The following is a 26,656-nucleotide window of genomic DNA, read 5'->3' on the forward strand; positions in this document are numbered from 1 at the left end:
TTTAAACCGAGAGTCAAGGACTCTAAGAGCAACGGCACATGGAAGCCACATACCAGGATGAAGCTTCGGCGATTTACCGCGACCACGGTACGTAAAATCCATCTAGTTGCAGTTCTTAATTATCTTTTTAAATCTCCGATAACCTACAGCTCGCGCGCTTAGCTTGCCTCCTCCGCCATCGAGCAACACCCACGGCACGATCGATAAAATACCTTTTACATTCAGGTATTTATATGCCCTAGCCACAATGGTGACTTTGATATTTTCCAGATTTCCGGACGACTGTAAGGTCACCCGGAAAATATTCCGCTAAATCAAGGATATGTGCGTAATTCCCTAAGACGGCAAAGGCCCGACATCTAGTCGACTGGTGTCCATTGATAAACCTTATGCCTAAGCGGCCGCGTGCTTAAACTGATTTTAATAAGGCGCTGCGAGTAATCCCTCAGCTTGAAGGGGTCTACTATATGCTATCTACGTTTGCGCTGCCGCCGGACCTAACGATGACGTCGGTCGGTGTGGTCGCCGAGACCTCGCGTGACTTGGCGCTAGATAGCGACATCGTACTCAACGCGTCCGGCCTGACCGCCCCCGATCTCAGCGTCCTGCAACTCATCGAAAGCCTGCGCGCCGAAGCGCGGCTGCACGGTGGCGACATCCGTCTGGCGGCGCCTGCCGACGACATACTGAGCGCCCTTCTTCGCCGCGCCGGCTTCACTGAAGCAATGACCCCGGATGACAATGCCTTCTGGTTCCACGGAGTCCCGCTGCAATGACCGCTTCCATTCTCGCCGTCGACGATTCCGCCAGCCTGCGCATGGCGATCCGCATCGCCCTGACGGGTGCAGGCTATAGCGTGACCGAGGCAGGCGACGGCGTCGAAGGGCTGGCCAAGGCGAATGCCGCCAAGTTCGACATGATCGTGACCGACCTGAACATGCCGAACATGGACGGGCTGTCGATGATCCGCGAACTGCGCAAGCAGCCGGCGCAGGCGGGTGTCCCGATCATCTTCCTGACCACCGAATCCGATCCCGAGATGAAGAACCAGGCCAAGGCCGCCGGTGCGACCGGCTGGCTGGTCAAGCCGTTCGTCCCCGATCAGCTGGTCAAGGTCGCACGCAAGGTGCTGGGCCGGTGATCGACGATCCCGTCGCCGCTTTCCGCGTCGAGGCGGGCGAGGTTCTGGACCAGGTCGAGCAGGGATTGCTCGACCTCGGCCACCGCCTCGACGATATCGACCTGGTTAACGCCGTGTTCCGCGGGCTGCACACGCTCAAGGGATCGGGCGCGATGTTCGGCTTCGACGCGCTGGCGGGCTTCACCCACCACTGCGAAACCGCGTTCGACCGCGTTCGCAAGGGGCAGGTGCCGGCCACCGCCGCGCTGGTCGCGGTGATCCTGTCGGCGCAGGACCATATGCGCGCGCTGGTCGATGGCGATGCGCCGAAAGCGGAGGGCGATGCGATCCTCGTCCGACTGCAGGCGGCGATCGAGGAAGCATCGGGCACCGCCCCCGCCGCACCGGCTGCTGCCGCGCGCGCTGGCTGGAAGGTGTCGTTCAAGCTGCCGGTCGACGCGATGGCCAACGGCACCAATCCGCTGATGCTGCTCGACGAGCTTCGCGAGCTGGGTGACTGCACCATCGTCGCACGCACCGACACCGTGCCGCCGCTGTCGCAGCTGGTGCCGACCGAATGTCATATCGGCTGGGACGTCACGCTGGTCGGCGACATCAAGCGCGACGATATCGAGGATGTGTTCATCTTCGTGATGGACGACATGGAACTGACCATCGAACCGCTCGCGGTCGACGGGGAAGTGGCCGCCGAACCGGCCCGGATCGAGGAAGAGCCGATCGTCGCCCTGCAGGCGGCCACCCCCGACAGCCCAGCCGCCCGCGCGACCGCCAAGGCCGAGGAAAGCGTGCGCGTGCCGGCCGGGCGGCTAGACGCGCTGATGGACCGCGTCGGCGAACTGGTGATTGCGCAGAGCCGCCTGTCGCAGCTCGCCGATCGCGGGCAGGACCTCGTGCTGCGCTCGGTATCGGAAGAGATCGAACGGCTGGCCGGTGAATTGCGCGAAACCATGATGGTGCTGCGCATGGTGCCCGTAGGATCGCTGTTCTCGCGCTTCCGCCGCCTGATCCACGATCTGGCGCGCGACACCGGCAAGGCGATCGAGTTCGAAACCGAAGGAGAAGCGACCGAAGTCGACAAGACCGTGATCGAGCGGTTGTTCGACCCGATGGTCCACCTGATCCGCAACAGCTGCGACCACGGCCTCGAAACGGCGGACGATCGCGCCGCCGCGGGCAAGCCCAGCGCGGGCACCGTCCGCCTTGCCGCGCATCAGGCCGGGGGCGAGGTGGTCATCACCATCCGCGACGACGGCCGCGGCATCAACCGCGCCCGCGTCCGTGCCAAGGCGGAGGCGAACGGCCTGATCCAGCCCGATCAGGCGCTCAGTGACCACGACCTGTTGCAGATGATCTTCGCCCCCGGTTTCTCGACCGCGGCGACCGTCACCAACCTGTCGGGACGCGGCGTGGGCATGGACGTGGTCAAGCGCACGATCGAAGGCCTCCGCGGATCGATCGACGTGCAGTCGACCGAGGGTGAAGGCTCGCTGATCGCACTGCGCATTCCGCTGACCCTCGCCATCATCGACGGGCTGCTGGTCCGGGTCGGTACCGGTCGCTTCGTCATTCCGCTGACCGCGGTGGAGGAATGCATCGAACTCTCGCTGGAGGACGATATGCGCCACCGGGGCCGCAGCCTCATCACGCTGCGTGAAAAGCTCGTGCCGTTCCTGCGCCTGCGCGACCTGTTCGCCACCGACACCCGTCCAGACCCGTTCCAGAAGATCGTGGTCGTCGCCACACCGCTGGGCCGCGTGGGCCTCGTCGTCGACCAGATCATCGGCAACCATCAGACGGTCATCAAGCCGATGTCGGCGCTGCACCGCGACGCCGCCACCTTTGCGGGCGCGACGATCCTCGGCGACGGTGAGGTCGCGCTGATCCTCGACATCGCCCAGCTGATCGCGCTCGGCCAACCGCATGAGGAGACGCTGCGTGCAGCCGGATAACGTGCAACCGACCACCGTGCCGTGGAACCCGGATCATCAGCTGGAGGTGCTGGTCTTCGACCTCGGCGGGCAGAGCTTCGCACTGGAAGCCGTGCTCGTCCGCGAAATCCTCGACATGATGCCCGAAACGCGCGTGCCCGGCGCACCGCCGCTGGTCAGTCATGTCGTCAATTTCCGGGGGCGGATCATTCCGCTCGCCAACCTCCACCTTGCCTTCGGCATGCAGGTCCCCGGAACGACACCCGACAGCCGGATCGTCGTGATCGAAATCGATCTGGACGGCGAGCCGACGATGATCGGGCTGCGCACCGACAAGGTGCATGAAGTCGCAACGTTCGACGCCGCCACCAGCGAGGGGGCGCCGGTCGTCGGCCTGCGCTGGCCGCGGGACCATGTCCGGACGTTGGTCAGGCATGACGACGATATCGTCGTGCTGCCCGATCTTGATGCCATCTTTAAAAACATAGCGCGCCGCGATCTCGCGGCCGCTGCCACCAACTGATCATCCCGGGGGGGGATTGCTATATGCGTGCTACGATCAAGGCCAAACTGGCCGCTACCTTTGCCACTCTCATTATTCTGCTGGCCATCGTGGTTGGTGTAGGCATCACGCGCATGAGCGCGTTGAACACTGCAATCACGAACGTCATCGCCGGTCCGGCCAAGTCGCTAGACATCGCGCTTACCATTGATGGCGAAGCGGGTCGGGTCGTTCGCAACGAAAAGAACATGGCAGCGACCACCGACGATGCCACAACCAAGAGTTTTGACGAACGCATGATGACGCAACGCGCGCATGTCGAGTCGTTGCTGAACGAAGGAACTGCCCTGGCATCTCCCCAGGAATTGCCGACCTGGCGTGCCGCAAGGGATCGATGGAACGCCTTCAAGGCGGTCAACGATCGGGTTCGGTCCTACGCTCTAGCCAACCGTAACGCCGAGGCGATGGCGCTCTCGATGGGCGAGAGCCGCGCCCAAGTTATGTCGATGAGCAAGAGTATTGAGGATCTTGCCGAAATGCAGCGTCGACAGATGAAGCAGTCGGATAACGATACGAGCGCGCTCTACGCCGAATCTCGTACGGTCCTATTTACCACCGCCATCATCGCGATCCTGTTCGGCACTTGTGGGGCGATCTGGATCAGTATGATTGTGTCGCGCGGTCTGAAGCGGGTCAGCGTTGCACTGGATGCCGTCGCGATTGGCGACCTTGATCAGGAAGTAACGGCCACTAGCAACGATGAGATCAAGGACCTGGTCGACACGGTCAACCGCATGACGCTGGCGCTGCGCCAGTCGGCGGCACTCGCCGACAAGATCGCGCAGGGCGATCTAACCGTCGACCACACGCCGCTGTCGGACAAGGACAAGCTGGGCCATTCGCTGGTGTCGATGGTGGAACGCCTGCGCAGCGTCGTGGGTGACGCATCGGCCGCGGCGGACAATGTCGCCGGCGGCAGTCAGGAACTGTCGGCCTCGTCGGAACAGGTGTCGCAGGGCGCAACCGAACAGGCTGCGTCGGCGGAGGAGGCCTCGGCATCGATGGAAGAGATGGCGGCCAACATCAAACAGAACGCCGACAATGCCGCACAGACCGAAAAGATCGCGCGTCAGTCGTCGAAGGATGCCGAAGCCAGCGGCGTCGCCGTCGACCGCGCGGCCAAGGCGATGCGCACCATCGCCGAAAAGATCGGCATCGTGCAGGAAATCGCGCGCCAGACCGACCTGCTCGCGCTGAACGCCGCAGTCGAGGCGGCACGTGCCGGCGAACATGGCCGCGGCTTCGCAGTCGTTGCCTCCGAAGTACGCAAGCTGGCCGAACGCAGCCAGACCGCGGCGGCCGAAATCAGCGCCGTGTCGAGCGACACGGTGCAGGCGGCGGCACAGGCCGGCGAGATGCTGACCAAGCTGGTCCCCGACATCCGCCGGACTGCCGAACTGGTGTCGGAAATCAGCGCGGCGTGCCGTGAACAGGATATCGGCGCGAGCCAGATCAACCAGGCGCTGCAGCAGCTCGACCAGGTAACGCAGCAGAACGCGTCGGCGTCCGAACAGATCACCTCGACCTCCGAGGAACTGGCCGGACAGGCGAACGAGTTGCAGCAGAGCATCGCCTTCTTCCGTGTCGAGGGCACTGCCCCGGCACGCCGTCCGGTCGCCCGCAAGCCCGCGGCTCCGGCAAAGACCGCGGCTTCCAAGGCCAAGCCGAACTCGGTTGCCGACCAGCAGGCCCGCGCCCGCGGCTTCGCACTCGACCTGTCGCAGGGGGGCCCGGACAGCGACGACGCCGCATTCGGACGCGCGGCATGACGGGACCCGGCGTCGTGCAGGTCGTGACCTTCGGGCTTGGCGATGAAGTCTTCGCCGTACCCGTGGCGATGGTCCGCGAAATCCTCGACTACCGGCCCGCCTTCCGTGTGCCGGGGGGGCCGCAATGGATGCTGGGCATCACCGACGTGCGCGGTCAGGGCGTGCCGATGATCGACCTGCGCCTTCGCCTTGGGCTTGCCCCGGTCGAAGAGACGCTGGCCACACGCGTGCTCATCGTCGACCTGACGCTCGCCGACCGCACGCTCTCACTAGGCCTGGTCGTCGACCGCGTGATCACGGTTGCCAGCTTCGAGGCCGAACGGCTGGAGGCGGCGCCCGATATCGGGCTGCGCTGGCGGTCGGACTATATCGCCGGGGTCGTGCGCGAACCCGACGGGTTCGTCGTCATCGTCGATGCCGCCAAGGTCTTCTCCGACGACGACGTTGCCGTCTCGGCGATCGCCGCTGCCGCCTGAACTCCGGATACGCCGCATCCTGTTTCGGATGCGGCGTACGCCCCCGCCCTGAGCGACGCCGCACCCTGTGCGGCGCCGTCCGATGGAAGCCACCCGCATGTCCGCACTACCTGCCCTTGCCCCGGCGACCGATCGCCTCAGCCCGCATCGGTTCGCCAAGCTGTCGACGCTGATCTTCGACCAGACCGGCATCAAGATGCCGCCGACCAAGGTGACGATGCTGCAAGGCCGGCTGCAACGGCGGCTGCGCGATACCGGCATGGCGACGCTGGACGAATATTGCGATCACCTGTTTGATGGCAGTGCCGCGCCGGAGGAAATGGTCAACCTGATCAACGCGGTCACAACCAACAAGACCGACTTCTTCCGCGAACCCGGTCATTTCGATTTCATGACCAAGACCGCGTTGCCGACGCTGGTCGACAATGGCCGCCGCCGCATCCGGGCGTGGAGCGCCGCCTGCTCGACCGGGGCCGAACCCTATACGATGGCGATGATCCTCGATCAGTTCGCGGAGAGCGGCGGCCCGGAATATGGCATCCTCGCGACCGACATCGACACCGCCGTGCTGGAAACGGCACGACGCGGCATCTATCCGGCCGACCTCGTCGACCCGGTCCCGGCGACCCTGCGCCAGCGCTACGTCGTCAACGCCCTTGATCGCAAGGCGAACAAGGTGCGGATCGTACCCGCGCTACGCTCCGCGATCGGCTTCGCCCGGCTCAACCTGATCGATGCCAGCTATCCGGTGGGCGAACCGATGGACATCATCTTCTGTCGCAACGTGCTGATCTATTTCGACAAGCCGACACAGGAAAAGGTCGTGCAGCGGCTGTGCGACTGCCTGGTGCCCGGCGGCTATCTGTTCCTCGGCCATTCGGAATCGATCGCCGGCATGAACCTGCCGGTCACGACCGCATCCTACACCGTGTTTCGAAAGGTCTGACATGGGCAAGATCCGCGTCCTCGTCATCGACGACAGCGCCAGCGTCCGCCAGGCGATGACCAGCATCCTGAACGAAGACCCGGCGATCGAGGTGATTGCCGCCGCTGCCGATCCCTTCGCCGCGGCGCGCTACATCCAGGAAGAGATTCCCGACGTCATCACCCTCGACGTCGAAATGCCGCGGATGGATGGCGTCACCTTCCTGCGCAAGCTCATGAGCCAGCGCCCGATCCCGGTCGTGATGTGTTCGTCGCTGGTCGAGGAAGGATCGGAAACGCTGTTGCAGGCGCTGGAGGCGGGCGCGGTCGACGTGATTCTCAAGCCCCGCGTGGGCGTCGCCGACCATCTGAACGACGCCAAGATGCGCATTCGCGAAACGGTGAAGGGTGCCGCACGGGCACGGGTACGCGCTCGATCCGCGATGGAACGCCCCGCCACGCCGCCCAAGCTGACTGCCGATGCCGTCCTCCCGCCACCGACCGGCCGGGCGATGAGTCGCACGACCGAGATGGTGGTATGCATCGGCGCCTCGACCGGTGGGACCGAGGCGCTGCGCGAGGTGCTGGAGGCGCTGCCCGCCAACTCGCCCGGCATCGTCATCGTCCAGCATATGCCCGAAAGCTTCACCCGCGCCTTTGCCAAGCGGCTGAACGGCCTGTGTCAGGTCGGAGTCAAGGAAGCCGAGGACGGCGATACCGTCATGCGCGGCCATGTGCTGATCGCGCCGGGCGGGCTGCGCCACATGATGCTCGAACGGCAGGGCGCGCGCTATGTCGTGGCGGTCAAGGAAGGGCCGTTGGTGTCGCGGCATCGGCCCTCGGTCGACGTGCTGTTCCGCTCCGCCGCACGCAATGCCGGGTCGAACGCGGTCGGCATCATCATGACCGGTATGGGCGACGACGGCGCGCGCGGGCTGCTGGAGATGAAGCAGGCCGGCGCCTTCACCTTCGCGCAGGACGAAGCCACGTCGGTCGTGTTCGGCATGCCCAAGGAAGCGATCGCCCGCGGCGCAGCGGACCGGGTCGTGCCGCTCCACGCGATTGCCCGCGAATTGTTGCAGGCGACGGTCCGATGACCGCCGTCCGCCCCCTCCTCCCTGCCAGCCAGGACTGAAGCCATGCAGCATATCCGGATCGACACCCACGATGCGCAGGCGATCGACCTGTCCGACCTGAAACGAAAACTGGCACTGGTCGCCGCGGGCATGGACGCGCGCTTCGTCCGCGCCGGCACGACGCTCGCCACCGCGATCGAGACGATCGATCGCATCATCCACTCGATCGAAGGGGTGACCGGCGCGCTCGACGAAAGCGTCGCGGGCATTGCGGTGTCGAGCCTGACCGACGTCGCCGGCCAGCTGGAGGCACTGCCCGCCGTGCAGGCCGAACGCGATCAGGACATGGCCCGGATCGGCGCCGCTTCGCGCGTGCTGCGCGACCATGTGATGGACATGCGCGAGGCGCTAAGGGTGCTGCACATCTATGGCATGAACATCAAGATCGCAGCGTCGGGTGAAGCCGCTTTCGTGGGCTTCGTCAACGACATGGGGCAACGTCTTGCCACCGGGGAAGAACATCTCGAAGGTTTCCTTGCCAAGCTGAAGGAGCTGTCGGGCAGCGTCGGCAGCGTGCAGCAGACCGGACGTCTGCTCGCCGCCGAAGCGACCAAGATCCTGCCGGCGGTACCCCGGCGGCTGGTCCACGATGCGGGGGCGCTCAACGCGCACCTCGGCGATGTCGCGGCGATGGCGCGGCAGGTCGCGGATATCGCGCGGACGGTGCAGGGCCGCGTCGCGACGATGCTCGGTGCGCTGCAGGTCGGCGACAGCACGCGCCAGCGGCTGGAGCATGTCGTCTCCGCGCTGCAACTACTCGACACCAGCCTTCTCGACGTGCCCGACGTCTCGGCGCAGGTCGAGGTAAGGGCGGTGATCCACCACCTGCTGGCCGCGCTGCTCGAAACCAGCGCCGCCGATTTCGATCGCGATACGGCACTGCTCGTCGCCTCGCTCAAGGCGTTGCAGCCCGATACCGCCGCGTTGCTCGATCTGATCGACAACGATGCCGGGCGCGGCGGTCGCCCGTTCCTGATCCAGATCGAGCACGCGGTCGGCGAGGTCGCGGTGATCACCGTGCAGTTGCAGGAGGCGGACCAGCGCTCGGCATCAATGCTGTGCCTCATTACCGATACCGTCAACGAACTCACCCGCCGGCTGGCGCTGCTACAACGCGTCCAGTTCGACGTGCAGGACATCGCTACCAACACCCGGCTGCTGTGCCGCCGGCACGGTGATTTGGGCAAGGCGGTGTCCGTCGTCGCTCAGGAGGTCGACATCTACGCCCATTCGCTGGGCAATGCGATGCGCGGGATCGGTCGCCCCATCGCCGAGCTGGCCGAAACCAACGACGCGCTGGCGGCCAAGCGTGCCGAAGCCGGCGACGGCGACATGGGCGGCAAGCTGGCGCAGGCGCTGCTGGTGATCCGCGAGGGGTGCCAGCGCACCGACATGGCGGTCCGCGAGGGCGGCGACGATGCGCGACAGCTGATCGAGCTGCTGGCGATCGCCGGCGACGAGATCGGCGCTGAGCTGCAACTCGGCGCGACGATGCGACAGGCGGCGATCGTGCTGTCGACGACCTCGCCGGTTAATGCCCTGTCGGACGCGGCGACGATGGCGCTGGGCATGCTGCTGCCGCAGATCGGCGCACTCTACACGATGGCGCAGGAACGCGACGCCCATGCCGCCAACGTGCCAACTAGCTTCGCCGTGGTCAGCGCGGTCGTCGAGGAAGACGAGGACGATGACGGACTTTTTTAGACCTCAGATCACGGAGATGCATATGGTACCACTCTCACGGAAGATGAGGACGGCATTTCTGATGAGAGCGTCTTACGGTTGGGCGCGCGTCAAAGCACCATGCCAAACGTAGGAATTGGGTGCCCGATTAGCGCCCTCAATCTTGCGAATGGCGCTTAGGACACGCCAAGATTAAATCCATCCGCGCATCGCACAGCTCGGATGAGACCATGCGGAACTAAGGGGTAAGGAGCGAGAGCATGAAGCGCCGGTAGCTGTGCTTTTTGGGCATGCTATGGATCCGCATCAGCACGAGCCCGGACCCAACGTCGACGGTGTGCAGTCATACTTGCTTAATTAGGACAAGGCACAGTCGCTCTTAAGATGACTGGGTGAAATTCTGCGCATCGATGTCAAATACAAGCCCGCGCCCGGTGATATCTATACCACGGTTAAGACACGGAGGACAGCACCCGGCCCAAAATTTAAAGCTAAACGTCAACGCGAGCCGTTGGGGCTAACAATCGAAACGGCTGCGATATGAAGTGCGGAAGTCAGCCCGCAAGGCGGCGACGAGATCAACCTCATCCAGCGCAGCGCAAACTATCAGTGGCCGCCTGTTGCCTATGGCATCAACGATGACGGCAGCGCGCTCCTTGACGACCGCTCCCGATTTGGAGACATCGAACTGCCCCGTTGTAACTGGGACTCGGTGATCGCTCAGGTGACATGGCCGTCTTCTACGGTAATCTTTATGCGGAATGGAAAGGCGCTGGGTTAAGAACATCTTGCTCGGTTGGTTGTGACGGCAACACCCCAGTTATGTTCCACTCAACCGTCAGCCGTTAAGTAGCGCTGTGATCTGCATGGCCGGTTCCTGCCAAGCGATTTTCCGTACATGCAGCCATTCGTCGTCGTAATAGCTCGCCGCATACCGATCACCCCCGTCGCATAGCAGGGTGACCAGGCTCCCGCCTTCGCCGGCCTGCACCATCTCTTCGATGAGCGTGGCGCAAGCCCATAGATTGGTGCCAGTCGAGCCGCCGACGCGACGCCCGAGCCGGTCCGACAGCGCTCGCATAGCACCGATGCTGGCTGCGTCGTCGACGGCGACCATCCGGTCGATGACGCTCGGCATGAAACTCGGCTCGATCCGTGGACGGCCGATCCCCTCGATCAGTGAGCAGCGCGGCGCGGTAGCTTCGGTGATTTCGGGGTCGGCATGGTGACGGTGGAAGACGGAATCGGTCGGATCGGCGACGCACAGCCGCGTGGCGTGCTGACGGTAGCGGAGGAAGCGGCCAATCGTGGCCGACGTGCCGCCCGTGCCCGCGCCGCAGACAATCCAGCGCGGCACCGGATGATCCTCGGCCGCCAGTTGCGCGAACATGCTCTCGGCTATGTTGTTGTTGCCGCGCCAGTCGGTCGCGCGCTCGGCGTTGGTGAACTGATCCATGAAATGGCCGCCGGTTTCCGCTGCCAGCCGGTGCGCGGTGGAGCAGACCTCGCGCGGATCGTTCACTATGTGGATGTCGCCGCCATGGAAGCGGATCGCGTCGATCTTGGGACGCGCTGTGCCGGCGGGCACCACCGCGATGAACTTCAGCCCCAGCAATCGAGCAAAATACGCCTCGCTTACAGCGGTCGAGCCCGAAGAAGCCTCGATGACGTGGGTATCAGGCCCGATTAACCCATTGCACAGCGCGTACAAGAACAGCGACCGCGCCAGCCGATGCTTGAGGCTGCCGGTCGGGTGCGAGCTCTCATCCTTGAGGTATAGTGTAATTGCGGGCTCCCCGGGCAAATCCAGTCGGATGAGATGGGTGTCGGACGATCGAGTCGCGTCTGCCTCGATCTGCCGGACGGCCTGGTCCTGCCATAGCCGCACAGCTTCGGTTGCCATGCGGCAATCCGGCTCGGCGAAGTGTGACAGGGCGGCGGTCTCAAGCATCGTTGTTCCATGTGGCCGGTGATAGGCGTAAACTTAGCGCGGTTGGTGGCCTCGTGGTGTGCAAAGATTGACGGAGTCCTGCTAATTACCGCATGTCGCGTGCGTCTCAGTTGGATATTGCGCTCTTTACGTGTGACGCTTTGAAATGGCCGAAAAACAATCCGACCCACCGTTGATCGATGCACGCGACGTCGCCTGTCTCGCCATGCTGCAAGAAGATGCCGAATTGCCAATTCAGGCAATAGCGGAACGGATTGCGCTGTCGCCATCCGCCACCTCGCGTCGCGTCACCCAGCTCAGACAGGCAGGGTTCGTGCGTCGCGTGGTGGCGCTGCTTGATCGGCGTCGATTGGGCGTGTCCACCACCGTCTTCCTGACCGTGCGCGCCGTACACAGCGAGGATTGGACGCGCCGCTTTCGGGAGACGATCGCCGATGTGCCCGAGATCGTCGAGGCACACCGGCTCGCGGGCAACCTCGACTATGTCCTGCGTGTCGTTATCCCAAGCGTTGAGGCGTATGACACGATCTACAAAAGGCTGATTGCGGCGGTGCCAATCATGGAAGTCAGCGCTTATTTTTCGATGGAAACGCTTAAGGAAGAAACTGCGCTACCACTTAACCACATGCGCAGGAGCTAGGCGCCCACGGATCAGAATATTTCTCGAGTCACCTCTGCTTTGGAAATGTTCAGGGTTCAAGATCGTCGGCATGGCCGGTAAGGCTGTTGGGCGCGAATGATGACTGCAAAAGTGCGCCGAGGATCGACGAATGGAGGTCGGTGCTGACCGTCGGTTGATTGCGCCTCGTCGCGCAAGATCATAGAAACTTCTCGCCCGCATGCTCACGGAACAGTTCGCGACTGCGAACATAGGCGGCGAGCACCTGAACCGATTTGTGTCGACTGACCTCCTGCATCTTGAAGATGCTTGCGCCATTCGCCTCTGCTTCGGTCAGAAAGCCGGCACGCAGGCTGTGACCTGCAAATTCCTCCGGTGCGTAACCCGCCGCGGCTGCGTGCTTCTGGACGAGGCGCGCGATGGCTCGGTCCGACATTGGCCGATCGGTCAAACGATCAGCTGGCGTAAGCTTCCGGAACAAGGGACCTTCGCGATGCGCCGCTGCCTCCATCCAGGCAAGAAGCAGCGCCTTGGGTTTGATGCGGCGACCTTCGGGGACGGCGATGACGGCACCTACGCGCTCCTGGTCTGTCTTCGAGCCGCGGACGATCACCTTTAAGCCCTGCGGTACCAGTTCGATGTCGTCGAGCGTCAGCGCAACAATCTCCGATCGCCGCAACGCAGCCGCCATGCCGAGCGCAAGGACAGCTCGGTCCCGTGCGCTTCGCAGCCCTTCCCCCTGGATCGCTCGAAGCATATCGCGAAGCGCGTCACCATCAGCAGCGCGCTTGCGCTGCGGTCGGACACCTTTGGTTCGCCGGATGCCGCCTAGCACCTGGCTGATGACTGCCGAGCCCTCTCGTGCCTGAGGTGGCTGGAACCCGGCTTGTTTATGAAAATAGCCAATGGCTGCCAGACGGCGACCGATGGTGGCGGGCTTCGCACCAAGATCGGCTTCTGCCGCCAAGAAGGTGGCAACCGCGCGCGGATCCGCAGGAAGAGGCTCGATCGACCGCTCATCGCACCAAGCTAAGAAGATCCTCCAGTCAGACGCGTAAACACGCTGCGTTGAGCTCGCCCGCGACGCCTTTGCATAAGCGGCAGCGCTCTCGATTTCTGCGATGAGCAGCCCAGGCAAGGGGGGGGCAAGGTCTGCTTCATCGCTCAATGTTAGCGACGTATCTCGTGGCTCCATCATGCCGAGGTTTCTTTCGTGCTCGTGGTGCGAGGAGAAGTTCCTGCCTTCTTCAACCCCGGTGCTAGCTTGGTCGGCGTCATACCTGCCTTCTTCCCTGCGGCGGGCCCGGCGGCCTTCGCCGGCTTCGGTTTACGCCTTTCGGGCGCGGAGGCGTCGAGCACCACAATGTCTGTCTTGGCGCGGAGGTTCGGCGGAAGGTCTGCGGCAAGCAGCTCCTCCAACTCGGCAGCGGAGGCCGGCACCGCGCCGTCCGTCCGCGCTGGCAGCGGCTCAAGGTCGCCGTACCAGAACACGAGCAGTATCCCGTAGCCATCTGCGCCCTCATCGGCGGCATAGCCCTGAAGCTGCCCAGCAGCCGCGTCCCAGAGGTCGGCATGATAATGACGCTTTGCCTCCACTGGTAGATTGCGGCCAGCGCCGCTCACCACCAAGATATCGGCGCGCGTCCCCTCGGCACGGCGCGCTTCGCTCGCGGTGACGGCAATCTGGTACTTGGCCAAGCGATCCTGGAGGCGATTGAGGGTGAGGTCGCGGGCGACGTTTTCCACTTTGGGGTCCGTCGCCTTCTCGTACTTGTCCGTGTTCCAATAATCCTTCCACGGACTGTTTGGCCCGGTACGCAGCTCACGGCCGAACCGCCTCAGTTCCGCTGTCACGATAGCGCGAAGATCCGCTGCGTTGACGGGTGCCTTCCCTTCCAGAAGTTCGCACAAGGCAGCGGCAGATGGCGGAAGAAACTCCCGATCGCGCCGCGAACGAGCCTGTTGCTCAGCGGTGTGGCGCAAGTCGGGCTCCCATGCCGGATAGCGGGCAAGGTCGGTATGCAGCCTAGCAATGGCGTCCGTCGCATCGGGCGATCCGTCATTCGCCAGTCTGGTCAGCATGGCCGTTGCGCAGGTACCGATGCGTGACGCGTCTTGGTCCGACCGATCGATGGCGGGGCCGGCCTCCGGTGCAAGCGTCGCGAACATCATGCTGGCAAGCGCGATCTGTTCGGCTTTGCTCCCGGTTCCAAATGCGTCGAGTAGGACGCTGCCAGTGAGGTCCTTGAAGAGCGCGAACAGGTGAATGCCGTGGTCATCAAGCCTTTGACTTTGCGTTAGCGGATCCGTTGCGAAGGCCACGAGCGACCAGATCGCACGCGGCTCATCGGGCAGGGTTTCCGTAAGAGCAACGGCCGCCAATCGAATGATTTCGTCGCGCGAGAGGTGTCTCCCGGCGGCTGCCAGCATCGGCAACAGCACCTTTGAAGACATGGAGGGATGTCGTTCCAAGAACTGCTTGAGAGCCTTCGCCGCGGCAGCGCCAGCGGGGGCACTGCCGAGCTGATGCCAGGCGTTGCTGTCGACATACCCCGCCTTCAGGATCGCCTCCCAATAGGCAACGAGAGCTAGCGCGCCCGCTTCGGGATCGACGTCAAGTCGTTCCCAAGCCCAGTTTTCGATCCTGCCCGAACGGTCGGTCAACTTGACGATCCAGCCTGTGCGCAAGACGATGATGGCCAAGGTCAACGGCAGCGCGGCCGGCTCTGGGGGAACGGCCGTATCGAGCATCCGGTGTAGACCGGCGATCGCTGCATATTCTGAATAGTAATGGGTTCTGGCCGCTTCGACCTCGCCCAGCGCCATCGGCGTTATCCCGGAAATGTCCGTGCTGGCATGATAATGCCACCCGGCGAGAACTGCATCCAGAACGGCCGGATCGGTGGCGGCGCTGAGCCGCTCGATCGGGGTTAAGGCTTCCTCGTGCTTGTCGCGCGGATGGAAATAGATGTTCGCCGCCCATTCAAGCGCCCTGCTGTTGGCACCTGCCGCCATCGACGGCGCGAGCTGGCGAAGCGTGTCGAGTTCCTTGCCCCTTTTACGTGTACGCTCCTCGATATTGTGCCGTTCGGCCCTTGCCTGTTTGAGACGCCAATCCTCCACTTCGACAGTCGAAAGCGCCGCAACACGTAGCTCTGCATCGGGCATCGATTCGAGATAAGCGTATAGCCGCCAATAGGCATCCGCACCGACAGGCGACCGACGCCCGATAGATGTCGCAATAGCGAGCAACCGATCTTGGCGTTCCTCCTTTTCGGCTTGGGCAAGGTCGGTTAATCGGTCGAGTATGGCGCCGTTGGGTTCCCCGCCGATCATCCCATAATAGGTCCCAGCCATCCACGGCCCCTCATTGGGATCGTCCTCGGCCAACATCGCTTCGAACAGCGCGACATCGCGGCCCGGTTCAGCCTCGCGCCAGGCCTTTACCGCAGCCCGCGTCAACTCACCGACACCATCCAGTCGATCCTCCCGCGAGTTGGCAAGCCAGCCCCACAGACGTTCGGCGCATACGTCAGGCGTTGCCCGTATTGCTGCCGCGAGGGCGTGGTCGACGAAGTCAAGGACGTCGTAGCTATGTCGCCGTGCGCCCTCGGGCGGGAGCCAATCGAACGGCGCATCAAAGAGTTCGGACCGCGGGTTATCCTCGAGCGCCAACCTAAGCCCAAAGAGACGCAGGATGGTGCTGTCGCCAGGCGCCGTGGCAAAAGCGGCAACAACCGACTGGATATCCTCGATCGTCACCAGATCAGCGGGCAGTCCAGCGAGCAACTCGGCGCGCATGGATTCGCGAGCACCCGACGGCGTCTCGCTGCCGAGCGCGTCGAATAGTTCGCGCCGACGAGCATTCACATCGCCTCCGCCGCTGAGCCAAGCGGTCATGGCGCGGACCCGTTGCCACTCCTCGCGCGATGGATCGAGCGCGATCTCTCGAAGCATGGGCTGAAGGGAGAGTACCGGGGATCCGGCGGTCAGGACTTCGAACACCGTTAACATGCGGTGCGTCCCGTCGCCCTTCTGGAGCGCATCGGCCAATTCGGTGGCCAACGCCTCACAGGCAAGCCCGCCTACCGCGGTCACGCCCACCTCGGCTGCGCGGAAATATGGTCCATGCCGATCGAGGTTGGCCAGCAACTCTCGTTTCGTCTCGAGGTTGAATTCGGCTGCATCACCGTAGACGAGAACGCTGACTGCGTCCGCCTCGACCAGCCGCCGCGCGTCCCGCGCTTCGCCCAGGCGTGCCAGATGCGCCGCGAACCATGCATAGAGTCCGCGCAAGTCCGTCGGGGCACGACCGTCGTTGGCGGTGATGGCTGCAAGCGCGCGCCCTAGCGGAAGCGCAGCCGAACCTGGCTTACCTCGAACAGCCACGGCGAGCGCGCGGCTTCCCAGAAACTCCGCCACCGTTCGATGAACCGGCTCGAACGCTTCCCCTTCACCGCGAAAGAGGGAAGATCCAAGCACATCATCAATAAGTGCCCGGTCAATACCCAAGGTAGCGGCATTTAGATACGCTCGGGCATCCCCGCTTGGGGGCAGCGCGCCGGATCGCCACACAAATCTTCCACCGCTTGCCAGCAGAACAAGGCAGATTTTCGCTGCCGCATCGAGGATCGACTCTGCGGATGCGCGACTACGATCCAGACGATGGGTGTCATTGTCTTCATGCGCCAAGGCGAACGTCGAACTCTCGAAGAGATCGTATCTGGTTTTCGGCCAGGCTCCACCTCCGATGACTGAAGTATGCAATAGCTTGAGGCTTAGGGGACTCTCCAGAAGGCCGGTAGCCCCCAAGGCATGCGCCTTTGAAACAAAAGCGTCGGGATCGCCGACGCCAAGCCCTTCCAGTACCTCTAGCTGCTCGTCCAGATCGAGCGGCAAAACCTGGGCAACGGTAACGGGTGCTCCGCCTGTGCTGCGCTTGATCGCTGCGATATCGGCAGCCTTCTTCCAATCCTCCGCTCGGCATGTCAGGCGCCAGCGAACACTTCCGCTTCGCTGAATGGCCCTGACCAGTTCGTCCACTTTGGCGAGGTCGGACGCGCCCATGCGAAATTCATCGAGGCCATCGAGAAAGAGCGTAGCGGTCGAAGCCGTCACGGTTTCGTTGATGAGTTCGCGAACCTTGATGACGGCTGCGCCCGCGACCGCGGCCTCGCCTTCAAGAACGGTCGTTTTTCCGATGCCGGGTTCGCCGAGCAGAACGAGGTGCGCGATGTCCCGCAACGCGGATACGGTGGTGATCGGCTGCTGCCCGCGGGCACCCTCGAGAATCTGAACGTGACGATCGATCATGGCGGCGCCGATTTACACCCGATTTAGCGACCCGCCAAGCGCTGTCCGAGAATCGACTTTATCGGACAGCGCTGGACTGACCTGCTGCCGGGTTTTGGACCGCTTTGAGCTGGGAAATTTCAGTTACGAATTAGGGTCAGGGAATCGGAGTGAGCGATGAAGCGATCGAAGTTTGTGGAAGCGCAGATCGCCTTCGTGCTGAAACAGGCGAAAGATGGTACAAGCGTCGGCGAGTTGTGTCGAAGAACGGGGATCAGCGAGGCGACCTTCTACGCGTGGCGCAAGAAGTATGCGGGCCTGATGCCGTCGGGAATGCGGTGGCTGCGCCAGCTTGAAGAGGAGAACGCCAAGCTGAAGCGGTTGGTCACTGACCTGAGCCTCGATAAGGCGATGTTGCAGGATGTCGTCTCGCGAAAACTCTGAGACCTGACCGGCGCCGGCAACTTGTCGACGCCGTCAGGAGCACATGGCAGGTCAGCATCAGGCGGGGCCTGTGAAGTGCTTCGGGCGGAGCGGTCGAGCTACCACTATCGAGGGTGTCGCGCGGATCAGGCCGACATGAAGAAGCGGATGAAGGAGATCGCCGAGACGTGGGTGCGTTACGGCTATCGCCGCATTCATGTGCTGCTCCGTCGGGAAGGCTAGGAAGTGAATGCGAAGCGGATATACCGGCTTTACAAGGAAATGGGGCTGCAGCTGCGACACAAACCGCCGAAGCGTCGGGTGAAGGCGAAGCTGAGAGAAGGAAGCTGCGCGGCGTTTTGTTCGAATGAGGTGTGGGCCATAGACTTCGTCCATGACGAGCTCGTGACGAGGCCGAAGCTGCGCATCCTGACGGTTGTAGACGCCTTCAGCCGGTTCTCGCCGGCGGTGGTGCCGCGGTTCAGCTTCCGGGCACCGGACGTAGTGGAGGTGCCCGAACGGGTGTGCAGCGAGGTGGGCTATCCGGCGTCGATCCGGGTCGACGAGGGAAGCCAGTTCATCTCGCGCGAGTTGGACCTGTGAGCGTACACCCGCAACGTCACGCTCGACTTTAGCCGCCCTGACAAGCCGACAAACAACGTGTTCATCGAGTCCTTCAACGGCAAGTTTTGGGTGGAGCGTCTGAACCAGCACTGGTTCATGATCCTCAATAGCGGGTCCCGGAAACGCGCGGCGTAGCGCAGACGCTGCAACGAGGCGCGGCCGCAGAACACGACTAGCAAAGAGGCACCTTTATCGCTGGTTTGTCGATCAGCGACGCATGGCTCACCGCTGTCGGTACAAGATACCTCCCACCAAGATGTTCTTAAAGCTGGTATTTTCACAGGAGGGCTGTTTCGTGCCCCCAGTGCACGCCCGTGAAGCGACGGGAAGTTCGATGCCAGGGTTTGCGCGAGTTTCATCACCATAATCGGACGTACCGTGCACGTCGCATCTGGCACGATCTTCTGGTCGAAAGCTTGCCACGCGGGCTTGATTGTATTGTGCGGATGGAACCCTTCCCGCCAGCAAGCACCAAGTAGAAACTGGTAATTCGATATTCGGTCGGATAGTGGAATGTGAGGCCGCCCGGTGGGTGTGTCGCAATCACGTTGCAAACCATGTCGTCCGCCCTCGTTGTCGGTCGGAGGCAAGACCTTGAAGGAAATGTGAAATGCGGGAAGGCTCAATGGACCGGAGAAGCGTCATGGCAGCGACCATGTTAGGGGCACTATCGGTGGGTGCTCGGAAGGCTTTCGCTCAGAAGCGAGGCAACTTGCCGAAAGGCTTTTTGTGGGGAGCTGCTACGGCAGGCCATCAGGTAGAAGGCAACAACACCGGAAGCGATATCTGGCTTTTGGAGCGCGTAAAGCCCACTATTTTCTCCGAACCATCGGGATCTGCCGCCGACAGCTACAATCGGTACGTCGAGGACATAAATATCGTAGCGGAATTGGGACTAAATTGCTACCGGTTCAGCGCCGAGTGGGCGCGGATTGAAACAGAGAAGGGACAGTTTTCCCAATCTGCACTTGATCATTACAGCCGTATGGTCGATCAATGCTTGGCAAAGGGGTTGGCACCCGTTTTGACCTATAGCCATTTTTCAACACCACGTTGGTTCGCTGCGTTGGGCGGCTTCGAGGAGAAGGACAGCGCGGAAATGTTTGCCCGCTATGCCGACCGACTGACTCGGACAGTTGGCGATCGACTGGCGCTTGCGATTACGTTCAATGAGCCGAACATCGCGCGGCAACTTGCGGCGATGCCGGCCTTTGGTGAGCTCCGGAAAGCGGCTGGGCAGATGTTCGCATCAGCCGCACGCGAAGCAGGATCCAACCACTTCAGCTCGTCGCTGTTCGTAGACCCGGACAGGACTGAGTCTAACATGCTCGCTGCCCATCGGGCCGGGTATCAGGCGATCAAGGCCGGCCCCGGTTCGTTCCTCGTCGGCCCAAGCCTCGCAATTGCCGATGAGCAGGGAGTTGGAGACGTCAATCAAGCAGAGGAGAAGCGCCGCACCCTTTATGGAGCATGGCTAGAGGCGGCTCGCGGTAGCGACTTCGTTGGCGTGCAGACGTATACGCGCAACCTAGTCGGTCCTGACGGGGACCTTCCGATACCTGAAAATGCGGAGCGAACTCAGATGGAGTCGGAATTTTACCCCTCGGCTGTGGGCGGAACTATCCGCTATGCGGCGGCGATCACCGGTAAGCCAGTCTACGTCACTGAAAATGGCGTTGCAACGGAGGATGATACGCGCCGCGTGGCATATATCGACGGCGCGCTTCGGGAGGTGCGGCGTTGCATTGACGACGGCATCGATGTGCGCGGTTATATTCACTGGTCTCTCTTGGACAATTTCGAATGGGTCTTGGGGTATCGTCCAAAGTTTGGGTTGGTTAGCGTCGACAGGGGCACGTTCCGTCGCACGCCGAAGCCCAGTGCCCTGCATCTGGGTCGCTACGCGCGTTCCAACCGGATCTGACCTGTACGCATTCGGCTCCCAGACGCGCCCGGACGAATCAAAATTGCGCAGATCGCCTCGGCATGCGCATCTATAGATGCGGGCTCATTCACATCGATATTGAACAGATGACGCGCTTCCGCAGCCAAGGCGAAGATGGTCTGTGAGGCAGCCGTCCAGATATATATAAGCGATGGAAGAGGAGCATTTGCTAGAATGCCTTCTTCCATCGCCCGCTTCAGCAGCGCGTAAATCGGACCTTGGGTTGGTCTCACATGCTGCTCGACCAACCAGCGTACCCGGTCGCTCTCTCTTAGCGACTCATGCATCATGATCCGCACATGCTCCGTATGCCGGGCGCAATATCGAACATAATCGTGGATGAGGATTTGCAGATCGCTTGTTGTCAGCTGGTCATGGTTGTGCCATTTACGGAGATCAAGCTCCATGCGCTGGCGCTCGAACATCATGTCGATAGCCGCGCGCCAAAGCTCTTCCTTTCCCCCGAAGTGTAACCGGATCACCCCATGCGTGACTTCCGATCCAGCCGCGATGTCTCGCAGTGAAGCTGCTTCGAAGCCGCGCTCACTGAAATGCTGAAGCGCGCACTCCAAGATACGACTACGCGTGGCACGCTTCTGCTCGTCCCGGCTCGCCGATCGATAGTGGCGACGTCTGGGTGTGACGAACTCCTCTGCACCGCTACTAAACGTTGGTGTCTCGCCTTCCATAGTGAGCACACTACGCCGTCACCCTGACGGTCGCAAGGTGGCCTAGCGGATATCTAGAGGCCGCTTCTTCAATATGTCTTGCGTAACTAACGCCTTAACGGGTGTGAACTGCGCCGGGTTTGCCGGGGGCCGCTGGATGGGAGTCACCCTGCCATATCGACGATGTTCGCGGCAGCATAGTATTGCTCTTCAGCCTCGGCGAGCGGAATGTTGCCGATAGGCTCGAGCAGCAGTCGGGCAACGGTGCAACGAGCGACTTCGAACCCTTCGCGCCGCAGCTGCCGCCAGACCTTGCGCACGCCGTAGACGTGGAAGTTCTTCTCGAACACGCGGCGCACTTCCGGTCCGAGCGCATCGTGACGCTAAAACCGAGCCGACCGTCTGGTCGGCTCAATCCTCCTGGCTGCATGAGCATGATAGGTGGACGGGGCGATCGGCAGAACCCGGCAGATCGGCTCGACCCCGTACACCTTGCGACGCGCGTCGATGAACGGCACCATCACTTCGCTCGGCGGTCGAGCTCCGCCATCGCGAAATACGCCGACGCCTTACGCAGGATCTCGTTGGCCTGGCGCAGCTCGCGGTTCTCGCGTTCCAGCGCCTTTATCCGATCGGCAACATCGCTCGGCACCCCGGCGCGGACGCCACTGTCGACCTCGGCCTTCTTCACCCACTCGTGCAGCGTCGGCCTCGCGCATCTGATCTTCGCCGCGAGCTACACCACCGCGGCCCAACGCGGCGGATGATCCTTCTTATGGTCCAGAACCATCCGCACCGCACGCGCGCGCACCGTAGGCGAAAACTTGTTCGTCGTCTTGCTCGTCATAGCCCCTTCCTCTCAGGAGTTGGGGTCTCCGACAAGCCCGGCGCGGTTCAGACCTGCCGCAGCCAAGCGGCGACAATGTCGCTTAGGTGACAAGCGGTTCGGTCGATCTGGCGCTAGGGGTGTTCGAGAACCTGCCCGCCAGCCTCTTTCGGCGGGTCCTGTATGAGGAGGATTATGCCTGCCTGGTCCGTCGCGACCATCCCGCTACGATTCAGCCCCCAACACCTGCCAGCTTTGCGGCCATGTGTCATATCACGGTCCAGATTTCCGGCATGGGCGAGAGCGCCGTCGATCTCGCATTATCAGGCGCCGGATTGTGTCCGCGGATCGCGGCGCGCATGCCGCACTTTGTGAGCGCAGTCGCCATCGTCGCTGAGAGCGACATGGTGATCTCGCTACCCGAGCGGCTCGCACGTCGGTTCGCGGCAACGTGACCGGTATCGTGCATCCCGATGCCGCTTCTACTTTCGCGGATCACTACGACGATGATCTGGCACGAGCGGCGGCAGGATGATCCGCTTCATCGATGGTTACGCGATCAGGTTGTTCGTGCTGCCGGTTCGCTGACACGCTGAAGCTGGCAGAGCGCCCACCGCGTATCTCGTATTCGATCGAGTCTCGAGATACTGCCGTTATGGCTTGCAAGCGACGACGGTCTGCATACGACCGATGGGGGCATCAACCTCGATCACATAGCCTGCCCCCCGCAGCATTTCCGCGACCCACGACGGCGATAGCCGGAGCTTTCGGTAATTGCTCTTTTGAAGCTGCCATCCGGCATCGGTTCGTAGATGGATGAGGTCTGTCACAACGACATGATCGGCTTCGTACTCCAGCACGCAGGTCATGATGCGCTGATCGTCCGACCGTACCGGAATGAATCGATCGGTTCCGGTCAGTTCCGATGAGAAATCCCGGTAGGTCAGTGCGAGCCGCCCGCCGGAGCGCAAAGCGCGGTAGGCATCTTCCAGCAACCTCGACACGTCGTCGCGGTGGTCGAGATGCGTGATCGTGTCTCCCATACACACGATCGCATCCGCCGCTCCCTCGCCGACATGGCTTCCAATGTCACGAAGATCGGCGAGAACGGCGTTGATAGACTGGTCTTGGCTGGCAGAACGTAACTCGTTGAGCAGGGCTTCGCTGGTGTCGAGTGCGATCACGTTGCCGTAGCCAAGCTCGCTCAGCGCCATTGCCTGATAGCCTGGGCCGCATCCCAAGTCGACCGCGCATCCCCGATCACCGTCCGCAAACCCAAAATTATTGAGAAGGTTACGTTGCTCGGCTACCTTATCTGCAAAGGTGATCCCGCTCATCCACGAATAATGAGCGGCTAATAGATCATCGTAATGTTGCTGAACGTTGCTCACAATTGCCCCCTTCGGATAGCGACGGTTTATTCGTTTGCTCCCCGCTGCGCCAGATCGATCGGCAACGACTCGCGACCTCCCCGATCGGGGCCGCCAGCCCGACGGTTGGGCATTCCCATTGGAATGGTGTCTCGGGAAGCCCTCATGAGGAACTGCGGATCGCTACCCGTTCCAAAACCTCGACGAGCGCATCGGCGTCGCCCGCAGTGGTGAAGACATAAGGCGCGATCCGAATCACGCTGGTTAACCCCCGCGCATCCATGTCCAGCGGCGCATAGACGCGGCCGGGACTGCTGACGGTGATACCGGCGCGCGCCAGCGCGGCAAAGGTCTTGGGTACGTCCAGACCAGTCACCGTCACGAAACCCGCAAGGTCATCCCCCTGTTCGACGATCACCGCCCCCTGCACCTCCACGATGCGGGTGCGAAGCCTATCCGCGATGTCGGAGAGCTGGCGCGCGATCGCGTCCACGCCGATCAATTGCGCGGCGCGCAACGCGACGGACAAGCCGACGCGACCGGCCACGTTCGACCCCCTGTCTCATAGCGACGCGCATCGGTTCGACCCTGACCGAATTGGTCGGCCATGAATGCCTGGGTGGTGGTCAGATATTCCCGCGATGCATAGAGCATTGCAGTGCCACGCGGCCCTCTCAGCCACTTGCGTCCGCTCGCGGCGAGGCCGTGGCAGCGCAGATTGCGGACGTCGATCGAGCGTTGACCCGCCACCTGGCACGCATCGACGATGTAGAACGCGCCCAAATCCCGAGCGAGCAAGCCCACCGCTTCCGCAGGATTGAAGATCGCGCAGGTGGCGGGGCACCATGTCAGCACGACGAGCCTAGTCGCAGGGTGAGCCTGCGCCTTGGCCGCATCCACATCGACCCGGCCATGTTGGTCAACCGGCATCACGTCGACGATGACGCCGGGATAGCTGGACAACATATGGAGTGTGCCGCCCCAGCACGTGCGGTCGACCAGCACGTGATCGCCTGGCTGAAGAGCGGCGGATTGGATCAACGCCGCGAGCGCCCGGTTGCCGCTTTCAACAAAAGCCACTTCATCCACTTCAGCTCCGATCAGATCGGCTGCTGCGGCATAGCCCGCCGCGATGGCGTCCGAAGCTTCCGCCGCGGCGGGAACTGCGCCGATCGCGGCCTCGCGGCGAAGATGCTCAACCGTCGCTTCGACGACATCGGACATCATCACGCCGGCCGCCGCATTCGCGAAGTATGATGATGCCTTCGGCTGAACTGGTCGATCGTCCGTCACGTGTTCGCTCCCTGCTCTTTTGGAGACGACGCGTATCACGGTCCGTTTCGTTGCCGGCTCGGCCACATCCTCCTCGCGGAGAGCCACCTTGCCCGGATTGGCAGGTTGGCGTTGGGCGTCGCCCCAACTCTTGATGCATGGTCACTTTACGTCGCCTGTCCCAGCGCCCGCAGGTTCGGGATAAAACGTGCCGGCACTCAGCTGTCCATTGAGGTCGCCTCTTCCCGATTGGGATCCTGAAACGAGAACTTGAAACCGATCATCCGCCACCCGATCAGTTGAGACCCATGTCTCAAGTCCTGACCCTTTCGGCCCTTTCCGCCGCGACGCCCGATGGCCGTTTGCTCTTTCGTGACCTGTCGCTGTCGCAGGGGACGGAGCGCGTCGGCGTGGTCGGGCGCAACGGGTCGGGTAAGTCGACGCTGCTGGACATCGTTCAGGGCTGCGCTTCGCCGATCGCGGGCACGATCCATCGAAACGGCACAGTCGGTCGACTGGCCCAGCATTGGCCGGATGACCAGGGTATCGCATACGCGCTCGGCGTGGCTGATGCGTTGGCGATGCTGGCACGGATCGAGGCGGGGGCTGGTACGGCCGAAGATTTCGATGCGGCCGATTGGGCACTCCCAGCCAAGATCGGAAGCGCGCTAGACGAACTCGGTCTGGGTGGCATCGATATGGATGCCCCAATGGGCGCGCTATCCGGGGGCGAGCGGACCCGGATCGGCATCGCCCGGCTGATGATCGAACGGCCCGATCTGCTGCTCCTTGATGAGCCGACCAATAATCTTGACCATGCCGGCCGCGTCGTGATTGAGCGTCTGGTCGCGCGCTGGCATGGTGGCGTGCTGGTCGCCAGCCACGACCGCGCGCTGCTTGAAGCGATGGACCGCATCGTCGAGCTTAGGCCAGTCGGCGTCCGTATCGTCGGCGGAGGGTGGTCCGCATTCGTTGCTGTGCGCGACGCCGAGCGCGAACAGGCCGAGGTTCAGCGCGACCGTGCCGACGCGGCGTTGCGACGGACCCGGCAGGCCGCACAAGCCGCCCAGGAAGCGAAGGACCGACGGGACAAGGCCGGCCGCGCTTTCGCCGACAAGGGATCGGAGCCGCGGATCTTGCTGGGTGCGCGTGCAGAACGCGCCGAAAATAGCGGCGGGACCGCCCGCCACCTCGCCGAGCGCCAGATCGGCGAAGCGACCGCCGCGAGCGAAGCTGCCCGCGCGCAGGTCGAGGTGTTGACGCCCCTGACCATCGATCTGCCGCCGACCGGCCTACCGAGCCAGACCGAAGTGCTGGCGATGCAGGATGCGACCGTCGATCTGGGCGAGCGTCGGTTCGGCCCTTGGACGTTCGCGATACGCGGCGCCGAACGCATCGCCGTCGCCGGCCCGAACGGGGCCGGTAAGTCCACGCTGCTGCGGCTCGCGATCGGCGACATCTCTCCCTCCGGCGGTACGATACGGCACCGGCGCGAGCGGATGGCGATGCTCGACCAGCATGTCGGGCTGCTCGACCCGACCGACACGATCATCGGCAACCTTCGTCGCCTCCATCCGACGCTGGACGCAGAAGCGGTCCATGCCGCCTGCGCACGCTTCGCATTTCGCAAGCGCGACGCGCAGCGGATTGTCGGCAGCCTGTCGGGCGGCGAGCGTCTACGCGCCGGACTCGCCGCAGCGCTGTCGGGACCCCAACCGCCTTGGCTGCTGATCCTCGACGAGCCGACCAATCATCTCGATCTGGACTCGATCGATGTGCTTGAGCGGGGTTTACGGGGGTTCGACGGTGCGCTGCTGGTCGTCAGCCACGATACACGCTTCCTTGATGCGATCGGTGTCCTACGGACGTTGCGTATCGGTGACGAGGTGAACAATTCGGCGACGGCGTGATCGACGATTGAGCTATTTTTCGATTGGGAACGGCCGTGGAAATGGCCGAGGCATTCCCACTGGGATCGAGAAAAGAGAATCTTCGCCCATCAGCTCACGGGCGGTGCGTAAGGCCTCTTTAACCATCGTAGCCCTAT

General features: G+C 62.8%; 20 protein-coding genes, 2 pseudogenes, 1 riboswitch and 1 other annotated feature. Of the genes and pseudogenes, 14 read left to right on the forward strand and 8 right to left on the reverse strand.

Translation table 11 applies throughout. The features are described from left to right. The first annotated feature begins 467 nt into the window (after positions 1 to 467). The 9 genes from OXR08_RS00640 to OXR08_RS00680 all read left to right on the forward strand — a co-directional run bounded on the left by OXR08_RS00640 (position 468) and on the right by OXR08_RS00680 (position 9,640). Complete coding sequence (locus tag OXR08_RS00640; RefSeq protein ID WP_267347140.1) at positions 468 to 776, forward strand: STAS domain-containing protein; 309 nt, start codon at positions 468 to 470, stop codon at positions 774 to 776. Next, positions 773 to 1,141 (forward strand): response regulator, encoded by a 369-nt coding sequence (locus OXR08_RS00645; protein WP_242192539.1) that lies wholly within the window; start codon positions 773 to 775, stop codon positions 1,139 to 1,141. The genes OXR08_RS00640 and OXR08_RS00645 overlap by 4 nt, the downstream gene beginning before the upstream one ends. After that, complete coding sequence (locus OXR08_RS00650) at positions 1,138 to 3,090, forward strand: chemotaxis protein CheA (RefSeq protein WP_267347141.1); 1,953 nt, start codon at positions 1,138 to 1,140, stop codon at positions 3,088 to 3,090. The genes OXR08_RS00645 and OXR08_RS00650 overlap by 4 nt, the downstream gene beginning before the upstream one ends. Then, entirely contained in the window at positions 3,077 to 3,592 is a 516-nt protein-coding gene (locus OXR08_RS00655; RefSeq protein ID WP_267347143.1) for a chemotaxis protein CheW, read from the forward strand. Before OXR08_RS00650 ends, OXR08_RS00655 begins: the two co-directional genes overlap by 14 nt. A gap of 23 nt (positions 3,593 to 3,615) precedes the next feature. Next, on the forward strand, positions 3,616 to 5,400 hold the full coding sequence (locus OXR08_RS00660; protein WP_267347144.1) for a methyl-accepting chemotaxis protein: 1,785 nt from the start codon (positions 3,616 to 3,618) through the stop codon (positions 5,398 to 5,400). Beyond that, positions 5,397 to 5,876, forward strand: coding sequence for a chemotaxis protein CheW (locus tag OXR08_RS00665; RefSeq protein WP_267347146.1), 480 nt, complete (start codon positions 5,397 to 5,399; stop codon positions 5,874 to 5,876). Before OXR08_RS00660 ends, OXR08_RS00665 begins: the two co-directional genes overlap by 4 nt. 97 nt (positions 5,877 to 5,973) lie before the next feature. Beyond that, positions 5,974 to 6,822 (forward strand): CheR family methyltransferase, encoded by an 849-nt coding sequence (locus OXR08_RS00670; protein ID WP_267347148.1) that lies wholly within the window; start codon positions 5,974 to 5,976, stop codon positions 6,820 to 6,822. Between the two features lies 1 nt (position 6,823). Then, positions 6,824 to 7,897 (forward strand): chemotaxis response regulator protein-glutamate methylesterase, encoded by a 1,074-nt coding sequence (locus tag OXR08_RS00675; RefSeq protein ID WP_267347150.1) that lies wholly within the window; start codon positions 6,824 to 6,826, stop codon positions 7,895 to 7,897. Positions 7,898 to 7,939: 42 nt separating this feature from the next. After that, on the forward strand, positions 7,940 to 9,640 hold the full coding sequence (locus OXR08_RS00680) for a hypothetical protein (protein WP_267347151.1): 1,701 nt from the start codon (positions 7,940 to 7,942) through the stop codon (positions 9,638 to 9,640). A gap of 817 nt (positions 9,641 to 10,457) precedes the next feature. Here OXR08_RS00680 and OXR08_RS00685 read toward each other — a convergent pair. Next, a complete protein-coding gene (locus OXR08_RS00685; protein ID WP_267347175.1) occupies positions 10,458 to 11,522 on the reverse strand; it encodes a PLP-dependent cysteine synthase family protein in 1,065 nt (354 codons plus the stop codon). Between the two features lie 193 nt (positions 11,523 to 11,715). On the opposite strand from OXR08_RS00685, the gene OXR08_RS00690 reads away from it, so the two are divergent. Beyond that, positions 11,716 to 12,210, forward strand: coding sequence for an Lrp/AsnC family transcriptional regulator (locus OXR08_RS00690; protein ID WP_267347153.1), 495 nt, complete (start codon positions 11,716 to 11,718; stop codon positions 12,208 to 12,210). A gap of 178 nt (positions 12,211 to 12,388) precedes the next feature. On the opposite strand, the gene OXR08_RS00695 is transcribed toward OXR08_RS00690, so the two are convergent. Both OXR08_RS00695 and OXR08_RS00700 read right to left on the reverse strand, forming a co-directional pair. Continuing rightward, positions 12,389 to 13,387: a site-specific integrase gene (locus OXR08_RS00695; protein WP_267347155.1), complete on the reverse strand. Its 999-nt coding sequence runs from the start codon at positions 13,385 to 13,387 to the stop codon at positions 12,389 to 12,391. After that, positions 13,384 to 17,502: a hypothetical protein gene (locus OXR08_RS00700; protein ID WP_267347156.1), complete on the reverse strand. Its 4,119-nt coding sequence runs from the start codon at positions 17,500 to 17,502 to the stop codon at positions 13,384 to 13,386. The genes OXR08_RS00695 and OXR08_RS00700 overlap by 4 nt, the downstream gene beginning before the upstream one ends. A gap of 156 nt (positions 17,503 to 17,658) precedes the next feature. On the opposite strand from OXR08_RS00700, the pseudogene OXR08_RS00705 reads away from it, so the two are divergent. Both OXR08_RS00705 and OXR08_RS00710 read left to right on the forward strand, forming a co-directional pair. Beyond that, positions 17,659 to 18,633, forward strand: a pseudogene (locus OXR08_RS00705) (IS3 family transposase); the annotation flags it as partial. Between the two features lie 538 nt (positions 18,634 to 19,171). Then, on the forward strand, positions 19,172 to 20,452 hold the full coding sequence (locus OXR08_RS00710) for a family 1 glycosylhydrolase (RefSeq protein ID WP_267347158.1): 1,281 nt from the start codon (positions 19,172 to 19,174) through the stop codon (positions 20,450 to 20,452). Here OXR08_RS00710 and OXR08_RS00715 read toward each other — a convergent pair. Further along, complete coding sequence (locus OXR08_RS00715; RefSeq protein WP_267347160.1) at positions 20,428 to 21,162, reverse strand: TetR/AcrR family transcriptional regulator; 735 nt, start codon at positions 21,160 to 21,162, stop codon at positions 20,428 to 20,430. The genes OXR08_RS00710 and OXR08_RS00715 overlap by 25 nt on opposite strands. Positions 21,163 to 21,389: 227 nt before the next feature. After that, positions 21,390 to 21,832, reverse strand: a pseudogene (locus tag OXR08_RS00720) (IS3 family transposase); the annotation flags it as partial. Continuing rightward, positions 21,588 to 21,704: a sequence feature (AL1L pseudoknot), on the reverse strand. (Overlaps the previous pseudogene by 117 nt.) A 242-nt stretch (positions 21,833 to 22,074) precedes the next feature. Between OXR08_RS00720 and OXR08_RS00725 the strand changes: the two are divergent. Continuing rightward, positions 22,075 to 22,422, forward strand: coding sequence for a LysR substrate-binding domain-containing protein (locus tag OXR08_RS00725; RefSeq protein WP_267347161.1), 348 nt, complete (start codon positions 22,075 to 22,077; stop codon positions 22,420 to 22,422). Between the two features lie 198 nt (positions 22,423 to 22,620). On the opposite strand, the gene OXR08_RS00730 is transcribed toward OXR08_RS00725, so the two are convergent. The 3 genes from OXR08_RS00730 to OXR08_RS00740 form a co-directional block, all read right to left on the reverse strand. Continuing rightward, positions 22,621 to 23,358 (reverse strand): class I SAM-dependent methyltransferase, encoded by a 738-nt coding sequence (locus OXR08_RS00730; RefSeq protein ID WP_267347162.1) that lies wholly within the window; start codon positions 23,356 to 23,358, stop codon positions 22,621 to 22,623. Between the two features lie 142 nt (positions 23,359 to 23,500). Further along, on the reverse strand, positions 23,501 to 23,854 hold the full coding sequence (locus OXR08_RS00735) for a hypothetical protein (RefSeq protein WP_267347163.1): 354 nt from the start codon (positions 23,852 to 23,854) through the stop codon (positions 23,501 to 23,503). Next, a complete protein-coding gene (locus OXR08_RS00740) occupies positions 23,836 to 24,630 on the reverse strand; it encodes an aminotransferase class V-fold PLP-dependent enzyme (RefSeq protein WP_267347165.1) in 795 nt (264 codons plus the stop codon). Before OXR08_RS00740 ends, OXR08_RS00735 begins: the two co-directional genes overlap by 19 nt. Before the next feature lie 36 nt (positions 24,631 to 24,666). Then, positions 24,667 to 24,772: riboswitch (SAM-I-IV-variant riboswitch) on the reverse strand. 145 nt (positions 24,773 to 24,917) lie between these two features. On the opposite strand from OXR08_RS00740, the gene OXR08_RS00745 reads away from it, so the two are divergent. Beyond that, complete coding sequence (locus tag OXR08_RS00745; protein WP_267347167.1) at positions 24,918 to 26,519, forward strand: ABC-F family ATP-binding cassette domain-containing protein; 1,602 nt, start codon at positions 24,918 to 24,920, stop codon at positions 26,517 to 26,519. Positions 26,520 to 26,656 lie beyond the last annotated feature (137 nt).

Origin of the sequence: Sphingomonas sp. GM_Shp_2 (genome assembly GCF_026540875.1) — a bacterium.
In the GTDB taxonomy this organism is placed as follows: Bacteria; Pseudomonadota; Alphaproteobacteria; order Sphingomonadales; family Sphingomonadaceae; genus Sphingomonas; species Sphingomonas carotinifaciens.